Source organism: Pseudomonas sp. LB1P83, from assembly GCF_054897885.1.
The window spans coordinates 2,021,288-2,033,536 of the sequence record NZ_CM142709.1; the positions used below are offsets into that span (position 1 = coordinate 2,021,288).

Annotated in this window: 13 protein-coding genes; 3 read left to right on the plus strand and 10 right to left on the minus strand. The window is 58.2% G+C overall.

The window, feature by feature from the left end; all coding sequences use genetic code 11:
- Positions 1-46: 46 nt before the first annotated feature.
- The 6 genes from ACYZTY_RS09380 to ACYZTY_RS09405 all read right to left on the minus strand — a co-directional run bounded on the left by ACYZTY_RS09380 (position 47) and on the right by ACYZTY_RS09405 (position 4,779).
- Positions 47-475 (minus strand): hypothetical protein, encoded by a 429-nt coding sequence (locus tag ACYZTY_RS09380; RefSeq protein WP_461958206.1) that lies wholly within the window; start codon positions 473-475, stop codon positions 47-49.
- 119 nt (positions 476-594) lie between these two features.
- Entirely contained in the window at positions 595-1,008 is a 414-nt protein-coding gene (locus ACYZTY_RS09385; RefSeq protein ID WP_461958207.1) for a VOC family protein, read from the minus strand.
- Between the two features lie 311 nt (positions 1,009-1,319).
- Positions 1,320-2,204 (minus strand): hypothetical protein, encoded by an 885-nt coding sequence (locus ACYZTY_RS09390; RefSeq protein WP_461958208.1) that lies wholly within the window; start codon positions 2,202-2,204, stop codon positions 1,320-1,322.
- A gap of 4 nt (positions 2,205-2,208) precedes the next feature.
- Entirely contained in the window at positions 2,209-3,000 is a 792-nt protein-coding gene (locus ACYZTY_RS09395) for a HipA family kinase (RefSeq protein ID WP_461958209.1), read from the minus strand.
- Positions 3,001-3,335: 335 nt separating this feature from the next.
- Positions 3,336-3,941, minus strand: coding sequence for a TetR/AcrR family transcriptional regulator (locus ACYZTY_RS09400; protein WP_461958210.1), 606 nt, complete (start codon positions 3,939-3,941; stop codon positions 3,336-3,338).
- Positions 3,928-4,779 (minus strand): 3-hydroxybutyryl-CoA dehydrogenase, encoded by an 852-nt coding sequence (locus ACYZTY_RS09405; RefSeq protein ID WP_461958211.1) that lies wholly within the window; start codon positions 4,777-4,779, stop codon positions 3,928-3,930. The genes ACYZTY_RS09400 and ACYZTY_RS09405 overlap by 14 nt, the downstream gene beginning before the upstream one ends.
- Positions 4,780-4,944: 165 nt before the next feature.
- Between ACYZTY_RS09405 and ACYZTY_RS09410 the strand changes: the two genes are divergently transcribed.
- The gene (locus tag ACYZTY_RS09410; RefSeq protein WP_461958212.1) at positions 4,945-5,976 is read left to right on the plus strand and encodes an AraC family transcriptional regulator; all 1,032 of its coding nucleotides are present in this window, start codon (positions 4,945-4,947) and stop codon (positions 5,974-5,976) included.
- A gap of 77 nt (positions 5,977-6,053) precedes the next feature.
- Here ACYZTY_RS09410 and ACYZTY_RS09415 read toward each other — a convergent pair whose 3' ends face one another.
- Positions 6,054-6,416: a DUF6124 family protein gene (locus ACYZTY_RS09415; RefSeq protein WP_461958213.1), complete on the minus strand. Its 363-nt coding sequence runs from the start codon at positions 6,414-6,416 to the stop codon at positions 6,054-6,056.
- A 789-nt stretch (positions 6,417-7,205) separates the two neighbouring features.
- Entirely contained in the window at positions 7,206-7,556 is a 351-nt protein-coding gene (locus tag ACYZTY_RS09420) for a hypothetical protein (protein ID WP_461958214.1), read from the minus strand.
- A 195-nt stretch (positions 7,557-7,751) separates the two neighbouring features.
- Between ACYZTY_RS09420 and ACYZTY_RS09425 the strand changes: the two genes are divergently transcribed.
- Both ACYZTY_RS09425 and ACYZTY_RS09430 read left to right on the plus strand, forming a co-directional pair.
- A complete protein-coding gene (locus ACYZTY_RS09425) occupies positions 7,752-8,036 on the plus strand; it encodes a DUF6124 family protein (protein ID WP_461958215.1) in 285 nt (94 codons plus the stop codon).
- A gap of 166 nt (positions 8,037-8,202) precedes the next feature.
- A complete protein-coding gene (locus ACYZTY_RS09430) occupies positions 8,203-10,017 on the plus strand; it encodes an ABC transporter ATP-binding protein (RefSeq protein WP_461958216.1) in 1,815 nt (604 codons plus the stop codon).
- Here ACYZTY_RS09430 and ACYZTY_RS09435 read toward each other — a convergent pair.
- Both ACYZTY_RS09435 and ACYZTY_RS09440 read right to left on the minus strand, forming a co-directional pair.
- Complete coding sequence (locus ACYZTY_RS09435; protein WP_461958217.1) at positions 9,989-10,942, minus strand: alpha/beta hydrolase; 954 nt, start codon at positions 10,940-10,942, stop codon at positions 9,989-9,991. The genes ACYZTY_RS09430 and ACYZTY_RS09435 overlap by 29 nt on opposite strands.
- A 284-nt stretch (positions 10,943-11,226) precedes the next feature.
- Positions 11,227-11,949 (minus strand): pirin family protein, encoded by a 723-nt coding sequence (locus tag ACYZTY_RS09440; RefSeq protein ID WP_461958218.1) that lies wholly within the window; start codon positions 11,947-11,949, stop codon positions 11,227-11,229.
- Between the last annotated feature and the right edge of the window lie 300 nt (positions 11,950-12,249).

Here is a 12,249-nt window from a genome sequence, read left to right on the forward strand (position 1 = left end):
TTCCCTGTAGCAGCTGTCGAGTGAAACGAGGCTGCGATCTCTTGATCTACCGATACTTGATCACGATCCCTTTGAGTTTGCGCCCCTCGATGGTTCTCACATCGCGAGCCCACAGCGGCCCGTTGACATAGGCGCCCATCGGCTGGATATGGTCGTAGACCACCACCACGGCATCGCCCCCGAGCTTGGCCGACTCATCCCGCAGTTTTGCTTCTACCTCGGTGATGGGCGGCGCGGGGTCGACACTCGCATCGATCAGCACTTCACCCAATCGAATGTGCGGACGAAGCGGTTCGGTGCGCAACACCACGACTTCGCTGGCCATTGTCGGCGCGGGATGCTCGACGCCCACATAAGCGGTGGTCCGCGCATCGACGGTGGCGCAACCATTGAGCGCCAGCAGGGCGGCGGCGAGCCCTGCCGCCAGCAGCGACAGTTTCAAACGGGTGGACCAGAGCGCGTCATGAGCAGGCATGGTGGGTTTCCTCCGAAGGGGCCGCTGCTATGCGGGGTGGCCTGTTGACGGTAGCAGACGGCCCGGGAGTTTCCAGAAAGCCCAGCCCTTTCAGGTCGGGCTTCTTCATGCCCGAACAGTCACTGATCCTTTTCGCAGTTCACCATCCACGACACACCGAACCGGTCCACCAGCATCCCGAAGCGCGCCGCCCAGAACGTCGCTTCCAGTGGCATTTGCACGCTGCCGTCTTCCGACAAGGCGCCAAAGACGCGCTCGGCTTCGGCAATGCTGTCGACATTCAGCGAGACCGAACACCCGCTCATGTCATCAGTGGGGCGATCAGGTGTGGTGTCCGACCCCATGATCGCCTGATCACCCACCGCCAGACGGGTGTGGATGATCAGGTTGTGGTAATCCGCGGGAAAGTGCTCCCGCGCCGGGCTTTCGCCGAAGGTCATCATCATTTCGATCTGGCCTTGCAGGGCTTGCGCATAGAAGGTGAAGGCGGCTTTGCAGTCGCCGTTGAAGATGAGGTAGGGATTGATTTTCATGTTTGCTCCCGGTAACCGAGGGACTGGAGGCCCTCATTTGCCTTTGAATTGACTCCAAGTAGCAAAGCGTTAGATGCGGGGTTGTGCAGGATTTGTTTAGACGGTTTTTCTATGGGAGGGGTGGTGCTTATTGCTTCATTGATGCAGGACGACGCCGAAGTCTAAGTAGCTCCAGCAGCACTACATGCTCTCGGTAGCCGCATGCATACTTCGTCTGCCCAACGGGACAAGCTATTGCGCATGTGGCAATAACATACCCGGAGGGGTAGCTAAGCTGATGGTTTGCCTATTTGTGGTGTTTCAATAATTGATTAAGCAGCACACTCATAGTCGATGATTGCTTTGGCCGCTTCCTCGGCTCCAAAAAACACACGGGGCTCAATTCCGTCCTCCAAGCTTTGGCGCTGAAGATCTTCGAGACTTTGCTCATATTCGGTAATTAGCGCTCGATCGAATCGATCAAGTGACTTTGGCGTCCAGATGAAAAGGGTGCATTTGTCTTGAGGCGCATCGGCGATTTTGTGTTTCACAAAGTGGAGATCCCACAAGCGACTCTTTGCGCCATCTACATGGCGGCTAATCTGCTTGGAGGGTTTTATTTTTGCCAGGCTAGCGACCATTTTATTCCCGGAAAAAAATAAACTCCCGCGGGATCCCTGCATCGCTTGGGTGTGGAGTGGAAGGTTGAATCGGTCCCGTAGCCTCGGCAATATTCCAAGGACACGCTCTTGTATGTCGGAGCGAAGCTGACCCAGATTCTGTTCGTAAACGATCGGATCGTCTTCGGCATCTTCTTCTTCAATCGCGTCGGAATGAACTGAGGAGAGGCTTGATGTGAGGCTGCACGCCTGCTGAAGAATATGCTTCATGTTCACACCTAGACCTTTTCGGATTTTCCCAACGGAAACCCCGTGGATACCTGCTGAAAACTTACCCTCAAAGCCGTTCTCCGCGAACTCAAGGGCTCTGTTAAGAGCCATCTCCATCATTTGCCGCATTCCTGTCGCAGACGCTCCATACAGGCACTTTAATGCTTTTTCACTAATTGCCAGGCAACCGTCGACGCCGGTGCTCGATTTCGCAACAACCGCGATTGTCAGGCGTTCTCCCGATTGGACGATGGGCTCAAGGTAAATGGGAGCCCAATCGGCCTCATACTTTGGAAAACTTGGGAAGTCAGAAAGATCTGGAAGCATCTTGTTAGATCGCCAAACTGTTTTGTTTAACACCAAGCGCGCTATCCATTAGCACGCTCATATGATGGACTCGGGACTCAAGGAATTCCACCACCCGGTCAACGTGCTCAACAGATACCTGGCAATACTCCGGCTGGCTAGCTGCCGCATATTTTCGGAAATCTGCGTCGTATATGGGGGCAGAGCTGTTCTTGAGCTTTTTGGCAGACAGGTGACGCTCGAAAACGGTGACCTCACCGATCACCATTTGCAGCAAGCGATTCTGGATGTTTTTTCCGGCTTCGGACACGGGTGACGCTAAGGCTTCTTCATGGTCAATCAGCCAGATTGCACCGTCGGCACCGACGAGCAAATTCCGCAGATTTCTATCCGTGTTGGCGACTAGCTCGTCAAATACGATTGCTGCGTGAAGATGAGACCATTTGTTCAGGAGGTGCGAGACTTTGTCGAATTTGATAGCACGACTGACAGGAATGGCATTTGTGTCGATGCTGGCGAGGGCAATGCACTTGCCTGGTCCTCGCCCGAGTGACTCGCCTCTTGCGATGACAAGCGCGGTGAGGGGAATCGGGAGGCCAAAATACCGACCGATTGTGGCGCTCATCGTTTCTGCGAACAAGCGCTCCGCTGGAAGGAATTTTACATAGGCATGGAGGTCGCGTTTGTATCCCTTCAGTCCCGTGATTGTCCCGTAGAACAGCGGGTGCTGACCCTTGATATCCGGATCATCGACGGGGTCCCCCTGTAGGAAAAGTCCCAGCGGAATGTCCAATACTTCCAGATTTGAGATCGACATCCTTTTCTACGTTTCCCTTGTCGCCTGACTTTTGATCAGCGACCTTTATTTTTAAGTAAATCCCCTGATGCGTTGGCTTCTGCCTGCAGTTGAGGGGCGGATTTCCATGGCAAGTCATCAAGCTATCGAAACAGGGAATGGAACTCGCTCGCGGCTTTCTGGCTTAGAGGGAGAATGTAGGAGGTTAGGTCGTATGGCAATGTACGTTCACTTCAGGTCACAATTTTTCGCGGTCGACCATCCACGGCCATAGGCACGCATATGGAGAAGTCCGGCAGTGATGTGGCGAAGGCCTAACCGGAGTGGTCAGCGTTGCCACTGAAGTAATGCGGTCCTCAGGCCACCGCACGGGCGGCAGCTGATGGGCGCAGCAAACGTTCGACAGCGCCGGTCACCAGGTTTTCCAGTAACTCATCGCGCTGCGTTTCCTCCAGCGGATGCTGCGCCAGCCAGCCGGGCGCGCTGTTGAGCAAGTTGGCGATGGCGTGTCCGGCAGCCATCAAACCCTGTTCGCCGAGACGGGACGGGGCGCCGAGCATCTTCAGCAACGTGCGTTCGTATTGCTCGCGCAGCTGGCGAACACGCGCTTGTTGCTCTTCGTTCAGGCAGCCGCTGTCGCGCTCCGCCAGGCGAAAATGCCACGGCATTTCCCGGTGCAGATTCAGGTGTGCGCGGATCAGGTTGGGCAGTTTGTCGCGTTTCGTCGAAGCCTTTTGATCGATGCGCCCGAGGGTCGACAGCAGTTCTTCGTAGAACTCCTCGATCAGGTCGAGCAGCAAGTGCTGCTTGCTCGGGTAATGGTGATACAACGAGCCTGGGGACCGCCCCAGGCAGGTTGCCAGCTCACGCATGCCGACCTGCCCGAACCCTTTGCTGGCGAACAACTCCAGCACTTTGTCCCGGTACTCGGCGAAGCGCGAGCAACGCTCAGGCATAGGCATGGAAGCCACGTCCTGTCTTGCGTCCCAGGTAGCCGGCGGCGACCATTTCCTTGAGCAGCGGAGCGGGGCGGTATTTGCTGTCGTTGAAGCCGTCGTAGAACGCTTCGAGAATCGCCAGCACGGTGTCCAGACCAATCAGGTCCGCCAACGCCAACGGGCCGATCGGCTGGTTGCAGCCCAGCCGCATGCCGGCGTCGATGTCTTCGGCGCTGGCCAGGCCTTCCTGGAACACCAGAATCGCCTCGTTGATCATCGGCACCAGAATGCGGTTGACCACGAAGCCCGGGCGGTTGCCGGCGGTGATCGCGGTTTTGCCGAGGGTGGTGGCCATGTCCAGCGCCAGGGCGTGGGTTGCATCGCTGGTTTGTAGGCCGCGGATCACTTCGATCAGGCCCATCACCGGCACCGGGTTGAAGAAGTGCAGGCCGATGAAACGCTCAGGCTGGCTGACGCTGGCGGCGAGTTGTGTAATCGACAGCGACGAGGTGTTGGAGGCGATCACACACTCGGCGCTGACCTGTGCAGCGATCTGTTGCAGCACGCGCAGTTTCAGGTCGAGGTTTTCGGTGGCGGCTTCGATCACCAGTTGCACGTTCTGCAGGCTGCTGTACTCGGTGCTGGTGCGGATCCTGGCGAGGGCGTCGAGCTTTTGCGCTTCGGTCAGGGTTTCCTTGGCAATCTGCCGGTCGAGGTTCCTGCCGACGGTGGCCAGCGCCTTTTGCAGGGCACTCTCGGAGATGTCGATCAAGGTCACGTTGAAGCCGGCCAGCGCACAGACTTGTGCAATGCCGTTGCCCATAGTGCCTGCGCCGATCACGCCAATGTTTTGCAGATTCATGTCCCCGTCCTTCCAATCAACCTTGCGATACCTTGGCCGCCGCAACGGCCGAAGGCGTACTATTGGCCGCGAGTCTAGAACCGGCAGGGCGGTTGTCCTATGCCGCAACTGTTCAACGGTGCTGGTGTTTTTTGCCATTCGGGCGATGGGGAGAGAAGCGTTCAAATGCGGGAAAAGGACTCGGTGGCGGCCTACTTCGTGCAGGCGATGATCCATGGGCAAGGCGACAATCCGCAGCGCTCGCGGGCTGCGCTTGAAGAGGCGGGCATCGACCCGGCGTTGATCGAGCAGCCGACCGCACGAGTGCCGGCGAGCGCGTTTGCCGCGCTGTGGCTGATTCAGATCCGCACGCTGGACGACGAATTTTTCCGCCTCGACTCCCACGGCATGCCACCCGGCAGCTTCGCGCTGATCTGCCGCGCCTTGATCCAGGAACCCGACCTGCACAAAGCCATGCGCCAGTGCCTGGCCAACTTCGCGCTGTTCCTGCGCGACTTTCGCGGCACGCTGACCGTGCGCGGTAAACGCGCCATCATCAGCCTCGACACCCACGCGCAAAACGAAGACGCCAGCCGTTTCGGTGAAGAGACGTTTCTGGTGTTGATGATCAGCCTGTTGTGCTGGCTGGGCGGGCGGCGCATCCCCATTGACCGCGCAGATTTTCGCCATGAGCGCGTTCCCCTCAGCGATGACCGATTGCTCTGGGGCCCCAACCTGACCTTCGGCGCCGAACGCACCGAAATCGAATTCGCCAGCCACTACCTGCGCCTCCCGGTGGTCCAGGACCTGGCCTCACTGAAAGTATTCCTGCGCACCGCGCCGCAATGGCTGGTGATCCGTTTCCGTAACCAGCATGGCCTCGCATCACAAGTCCATCAGCGCCTGCGCAACAGCCATTACAGCCAATGGCCGACCTTGCAGGCGTTTGCCCTCGAGCAGCACCTGAGCCCCAGCACCTTCCGCCGCAAACTCGAGCGGGAAGGCTGTTCGTATCAGGAGATCAAGGACGAAGTGCGGCGCGGGGTGGCGTTTGAGCAGTTGCGCGAGAGCCGGGCGAGTATCAGCGACATTGCCGAGCAGCTGGGTTTTCAGGAGCCGAGTGCGTTTCATCGGGCGTTCAAGAAGTGGACGGGGGAGAGTCCGGGGCGGTATCGGGCGCGTTTTCAAAAGGGAGTGGGAGAGGCTTTCGAAAGTTGAGATGTCGAGTCAGGCAGCGGACATCATGGCTTCGCCTTCCCTTAGCGAGGAACAAGTCCTCGCTAAGGGAAGAGTGACTACTTAGGTGGAACGAAGTTGTCCAGCATTCGGTTCGCCGCCAGTTCCCCCAGCATGATGACCTGCTGAAGCGCCAACAGGGTATGCCGATGGGGGCCTTCAACCAATGCCGCCACATCGCCGGCCATGACACTGGCCGATGCCAAGTTCTCACACGTTTGAACCAGCAAGGTTTCATGGTCGATGTCTGGCGCGATCATAAAAATAGTGCTCGGTTTGCGTGGAGTGTTGTTCATGAGCGCTGCCGGATTGAGATAGAAATCGAGGGCGCGCTCGGCGGCCTCATTGAGTTTTTTTGAGTCGACAGTTTCGTACGGGGATGCCGGATCGGTTTCCGGCGGATTGGGTGTAACTTTGAACATAAGCTAAGTCCTTTAATGAGGCCGCAACCCTCTTGCTACTAAACATAAGGGTGGCGGCTGTTCGCAGGTTAGTAGACCGGGGACCTAGCAATCCGGCGCGCCCGAAAGCGCCCTGCGCACAGCCACCATCAAGTGCAGGCAAATGAATACCTGATTGATAGGTGCTAATGCACCTTGCTAGATACTGGGCTACTAAACCCGACCACTGATGAGCAGTGGCAGGGAAACAATAGAGGCCAGGGGCAAGGCGCACAAGCCGGCGGATTCTGTCTTAACCGTAGGTAACGGCGCAAGGATTTGTAGCCTTCGGGACGTAACACCGAGTGTCTTTAAACGCGCATCGTTAAACGCGTGAAGGCCTTCCGAAATCTGAGGAAGCGTCCGACATTTTTCCGGGCGTGTTGCGGCGCGGACGCACCTGCCGCCCGCTTAAATCTTGCAGGGCGTGCGCGGTGATGTGGTGCTTTTTGAATTGAGGTTTTGGTAGGTGATGCCGTATCGGTCAACGGCGGATGGGGTCGCCCTGTCGTTAAAGCTATGCGCAACGTTCGCATTCGATCCAGCCGCCAGCGCCACGACACCGCGTCTGAGTGGGGCAGCGGCAGAAAAAAGGCCTCATGTGGTGGAACGGAAATAGCCATCACCAAGGCCTTGGATACAGTCTCAAACGCTGGGTTGCATTGAGGCGTTATCTGAATGACTAACATAGTTGTAAGTCGGAATGTCTGGCCGCTTACGGCGTGTCTCCGTGTCCTCAGTTACAAGGGGCCGCTCCACAACTCAAGGTGCCTAATAGCAAGGACGTCCACAGAAGGTAAGTGCCTCTACCTCATTGAGCCCCCCTTCTTTATCTGAAGGCTGGGTGCCGCCCATGCGCCAACTGGTGAACTTACCTTCTGGCAAGTCCGTACGCTTGACGACTTCCATATGAAGAGTGCGGGCGGCAGGATCGTTGCTTTCCAGCATAATTTCATCCCCCTTTATTGCGAAATGATTATGCAGCAAGAAAATTCCAAAACGCTGGGTATTACCATGCCGTTCTAGCAATGCATGAAGATCGTGAATGAAGGATTCATCCCCCGCGCCAAGGGGTCTCGCATCTGCGAAGGATGGGGTGCTGGATTGGGTATCTGCTTTCATGAGATATATCCTTATATTTGATTAATAAGTGGACTGTTCACGTACATGGTCATTGGTTTCCCGCTGGCCATTGCCGTGCGGTTACATCAAGCCACTTCATTAATCGACCCGTCTACTGTCAGAAATAACAGGTAAAGCGACTTTTTGATCAGCGGTCGCTGAGGCACTCAGTAATAGTTATATTTTTGGTAATTGGTGGATGCCGGAGCCCCCGAAAACCCCTTGTTTTGTCGGACCTCGTGCGAGGTCTTAGCAGCATTTGCCGCTGAACAAGGTTCCTCCAGCGATGAGTTTGCTCAGGAACAAATTGACGCTTTCGGTGATGCTTGTGATGAGCGAGGGATGACGTGGGTGGTCGACGAGATGGTGGATCATCTGGAGGGTGAGTCGCGTTATGCCCTGCTGGGTATTTCCAACAGCATCATGATGGCGGAGATCACGGCGAACCGGGTGTTGGATAAGATTGATTTGCCCAGGTAAGTCGGTAACGCTTTGAGCTGTGCAGCGGTACCATTTGGGGCTGCTGCGCAGCCCAACGGGGATGAATCCCCTCGCCACAGGTGGTTCTCGCCTGTGGAATTTCTGGCTGAAGTACCATGACGTCTTTGTTGTGTTCAGCGACTTCCTCTGCCGAGTCCATCAATCCATGCCTGCGGCCCTTTCCCGCATCACCTCACTACTCGACCAAGCCCGACGCGCCTTGCTCCTGGTCTGGGGCACCTCTCGCGGTCTCTTCCTCGGCCTGGTCCTGGCCACCCTGATCGCCGGTGTCCTCCCGGCCCTGGCCGCCTGGCTGGGCCAACGCATCGTCGATGCAGTGGTCTTCGCCATGCAATTACACGCGCAGCAGGGCAGTGCGCCGTTGTGGCCGGTGGTGCGTTACGTGTTGTTCGAGGCCGGCGTGCTGGCGCTGCTGTCCGGGACGCAGCGGGCGCTGTCGGTTCAGCAGTCGTTGTTGCGGGTGCAGTTGGGGCAGAAGGTCAACACGATGATTCTGGAGAAGGCCCAGACGTTGTCGCTGGTGCAGTTCGAGAACTCGGAGTTCTACGACAAGTTGGTGCGGGTGCGGCGCGAAGCGTCGACGCGGCCGTTGGCGCTGGTGATGAAGTCGTTGGGGCTGATCCAGAACCTGATCGTGTTGATCAGCTTCGGCGTGCTGTTGGTGCATTTTTCGCCGTGGGCGCTGGTATTGCTGGTGGTGGGCGCGTTGCCGGTGTTTTTCGCCGAAGCGCATTTTTCCGGGGATGCGTTCAGGCTGTTCACGCGCCGGGCGCCGGAGAGTCGGCAACAGAGCTATATCGAGACACTGCTCTCCCATGAGGGTTATATCAAAGAGGTCAAGCTGTTCGGCTTCGCGCCGTTGCTATTGCAGCGTTACCGCGAGACGTTTGCCCGTCTGTATGCCGAGGACCGACGGCTGACCTTGCGCCGGGATGGTTGGGGATTTGTCCTGGGCTTGCTGGGCACCGCCGCGTTTTACCTGGCTTATGCGTGGGTGGTGGTCGATACCGTTCACGGCCAGATCAGCCTCGGACAGATGACCATGTACCTGGTGCTGTTCAAGCAGGGGCAGACGGCGGTAAGCAGCAGTTTGAGCGCCATCAGCGGTCTCTACGAGGATGGTCTGTATCTGTCGAGCCTTTACGAATACCTGGCCGAACCGGTGGTGGCCGATGCTGGGCATCTCACAGTCGGGGCGGTGCCCGGTGATGGTTTGCGATTCGAGAACGTTGGTTTTCGTTATCCGGGGGCGAGTCGGGCCGCTCTGGAGGGCATCGACTTGCACCTGGTGCCAGGGCGCAGCCTGGCGCTGGTGGGGGAGAACGGTTCGGGCAAGACCACGCTGATCAAGTTGCTGACCCGTTTGTATCGCCCCGATCACGGCCGCATCCTGCTCGACGGCAGCGATTTGCAGACGTGGGAAGAAGACGCGCTGCGCCGGCGCATCGGGGTGATTTTTCAGGATTACATTCGCTACCAGTTTTCCGTCGGCGAGAACATCGGCGTCGGCGATACGCTGGCGTTCAACGATGAGCAGCGCTGGAAAGAAGCGGCCGCCGAAGGCATGGCCGCGCTGTTCATCGAGGGGCTTGATCGTGGTTACGCCACGCAGTTGGGACGCTGGTTTGCCGGTGGCCAGGAGTTATCGGGCGGGCAGTGGCAGAAGATCGCCTTGTCCCGCGCTTACATGCGCCGCAACGCCGATATCCTGATTCTGGACGAGCCGACCTCGGCACTCGACCCGGCCGCGGAAGCGGCGGTGTTCGAGCATTTCAGCGAGCACACTGAAGGCCGTATGACGTTGCTGATTTCCCACCGGTTTTCCAGCGTGCGCAATGCGGACCACATCATCGTGCTGGATCAGGGGGCGATCCTTGAGCGCGGCGATCACGACAGTCTGGTGGCAGCGGGCGGGCGCTATGCGCAGTTGTTCAACCTGCAAGCCCGGGGGTATCGCTAGGCCCGGCGATCTGTGGTGGTTTTGATTTCATCAGGCCTTCGAGTGCCTGGCGGTATTGGCTGCCGCCCAGGCTCATGCTGTTGTTGTGCGTACCGCCGGGCACCAGCAACAGGCGCTTGGGTTCGCTGGCAGCATTGAACAACTGCTGGCTGAACCGCGAGGGCATGAACGGATCGGCCAGGCCATGGACCACCAATAACGGCATGTCGATGTCGACGATCTTGTCGATGGAATCGAATTTCTGCGACAGCAGCCAGCGCACCGGCAGCCATTTCACCGGCAGGTTGCTGTCGGCCACTTGCGCCACCGCATCGCCCAGCGACGTGAAGGTGGACTCGATTACCAGACCGCGTACCGGTATCGCGCTGTGGTCCTTTTTCGCTTGCGCCGCCAGGTCTGCCGCGAGGTCGATGGCCACCGCGCCGCCCAGGGAATGGCCGTAGATCAGGCGTTTGTTGGCGTCCGGTTGCATCGCCTTGAAGCGTTCCCAGGCGACGCGGGCATCTTCGTAAACGCTGGCTTCCGATGGCAGATCACCCTTGCTCTGGCCGAAGCCGCGGTAGTCGATCGCCAGCACCGAATAACCCATCGCCCGCAATTGCTCGATGCGGAACGCATGGCCGGTCAGGTTCCAGCGCACGCCGTGCAAATACAGGATCGACGGCGCATCGCGACGCGCTGCCGGCCACCACCAGGCATGCAGGTTTTGCCCGGCCTTGAAGCTGGCAGGCTTGATATCGAATTCCTGAACGTCCTGCGGCAAACCGCGATACCAGCCGGCGGTCCCCGGCTCTATGCGGAACAGCAGCTCGCGCTCTTTGTATTTGAGTACGCCACAACCCACGGGCAAGCCGACGACCAGCGCGGCCATGCACAGCCAGGGCAGCCAGCGTCGGCTGATGCGGCTCATCAGGTTTGAAAACATGCAGAGGGCCTGAGGATGAAAAGGAAAGTTCGGGTTTTAACAGAAGCGTGGGGGAGGTGGGGATAAATTCGACAATCGTATGAAGAGCCCGGCTGAGTGCCGGGCGATGACTTACTGGCCCGCGTACTCCTGTGGGAGCGAGCTTGCTCCGGGCGGCGATCCGACGATTGCTGATTAACTTTCAACAAAGATGTTGAATGTCAGGCCGCTATCGTCGGATCGCCGCCCGGAGCAAACTCGCTCCCACAGTAATGCCCCTCGCTTCAAGCTTTGTGCTCGCCGTCTTATGGCATTTCCGGCAGTTCCTGCGGGCGCAGGTCGAACACCAGCACTTCGGCATCCACACCGTTGCTCAACGCCAGCGCCTGCTCATCACGCACCCGCACACCATCACCTTCCTGCAAATGCACGCCGTTGAGTTCGACGCTGCCGCGGGCCACGTGCACATAGGCGTAGCGGTTGGCGGCCAGTTCCAGCGTGGCGCTTTCCTTGCCGTCGATCAGCGCGGCATACACCCGTGCGTCCTGACGCACCTTCAGCGAACCCTTGGCCCCGTCGGGGGAGATGATCAGTTGCAGGCGCCCGCGTTTTTTCTGGGTGCTGAAGTGCTCTTGCTGATAACGCGGTTTGGCGCCGCTGACGTCCGGCACGATCCAGATTTGCAGGAAGTGCACCGGCCGCGTGGCCGAATGGTTGTATTCGCTGTGCGCCACGCCGCTGCCGGCGCTCATCAATTGCACGTCACCGGGGCGGATCACCGAACCGGTGCCCAGGGTGTCCTTGTGTTCCAGCGCACCTTCGAGCACGTACGAGAAAATTTCCATGTCGCGGTGCGGGTGCTGACCGAAACCTTTACCGGCCGCCACGCGGTCATCGTTGATCACCAGCAGGTCTGAAAATCCCTGCTCTTTCGGGTTGCGGTAGTTGGCGAAGGAGAAGGTGTGGAACGACTTCAGCCAACCGTGATTGGCGGCGCCGCGATCGGAGGCTTTGCGAAGGGTCAGCATGATGAAATCTCCTGTGGGGACGTTGATTCGTCCGAGTGAGGAGAAGGTTAATGGTTACTGGTGGATGCAATAAGTAGATGGAAATTGAAATACTGTCTCTCTCAGGTTGACAGTGGCAGGCGTGCCATAACGTATTCTTCTCCGACGCCGGCGCCGCACATTGGCCATAATGCACAGCACTACTCGATGCCGGACACAAAGCCCCTGTAGGAGCGAGGCTTGCCCGCGAAGGCGGCGTGTCAGTCAGTATCAATGTTGAATGTGATGACGCCTTCGCGGGCAAGCCTCGCTCCTACAGGG

What these genes read in the sequence shown, in the direction of transcription:
- ACYZTY_RS09380 (WP_461958206.1), bottom strand. Translation starts at nt 475, where the DNA reads ATGCCTGCTCATGACGCGCTCTGGTCCACCCGTTTGAAACTGTCGCTG.
- ACYZTY_RS09385 (WP_461958207.1), bottom strand. Translation starts at nt 1,008, where the DNA reads ATGAAAATCAATCCCTACCTCATCTTCAACGGCGACTGCAAAGCCGCC.
- ACYZTY_RS09390 (WP_461958208.1), bottom strand. Translation starts at nt 2,204, where the DNA reads ATGCTTCCAGATCTTTCTGACTTCCCAAGTTTTCCAAAGTATGAGGCC.
- ACYZTY_RS09395 (WP_461958209.1), bottom strand. Translation starts at nt 3,000, where the DNA reads ATGTCGATCTCAAATCTGGAAGTATTGGACATTCCGCTGGGACTTTTC.
- ACYZTY_RS09400 (WP_461958210.1), bottom strand. Translation starts at nt 3,941, where the DNA reads ATGCCTATGCCTGAGCGTTGCTCGCGCTTCGCCGAGTACCGGGACAAA.
- ACYZTY_RS09405 (WP_461958211.1), bottom strand. Translation starts at nt 4,779, where the DNA reads ATGAATCTGCAAAACATTGGCGTGATCGGCGCAGGCACTATGGGCAAC.
- ACYZTY_RS09410 (WP_461958212.1), top strand. Translation starts at nt 4,945, where the DNA reads ATGCGGGAAAAGGACTCGGTGGCGGCCTACTTCGTGCAGGCGATGATC.
- ACYZTY_RS09415 (WP_461958213.1), bottom strand. Translation starts at nt 6,416, where the DNA reads ATGTTCAAAGTTACACCCAATCCGCCGGAAACCGATCCGGCATCCCCG.
- ACYZTY_RS09420 (WP_461958214.1), bottom strand. Translation starts at nt 7,556, where the DNA reads ATGAAAGCAGATACCCAATCCAGCACCCCATCCTTCGCAGATGCGAGA.
- ACYZTY_RS09430 (WP_461958216.1), top strand. Translation starts at nt 8,203, where the DNA reads ATGCCTGCGGCCCTTTCCCGCATCACCTCACTACTCGACCAAGCCCGA.
- ACYZTY_RS09435 (WP_461958217.1), bottom strand. Translation starts at nt 10,942, where the DNA reads ATGTTTTCAAACCTGATGAGCCGCATCAGCCGACGCTGGCTGCCCTGG.
- ACYZTY_RS09440 (WP_461958218.1), bottom strand. Translation starts at nt 11,949, where the DNA reads ATGCTGACCCTTCGCAAAGCCTCCGATCGCGGCGCCGCCAATCACGGT.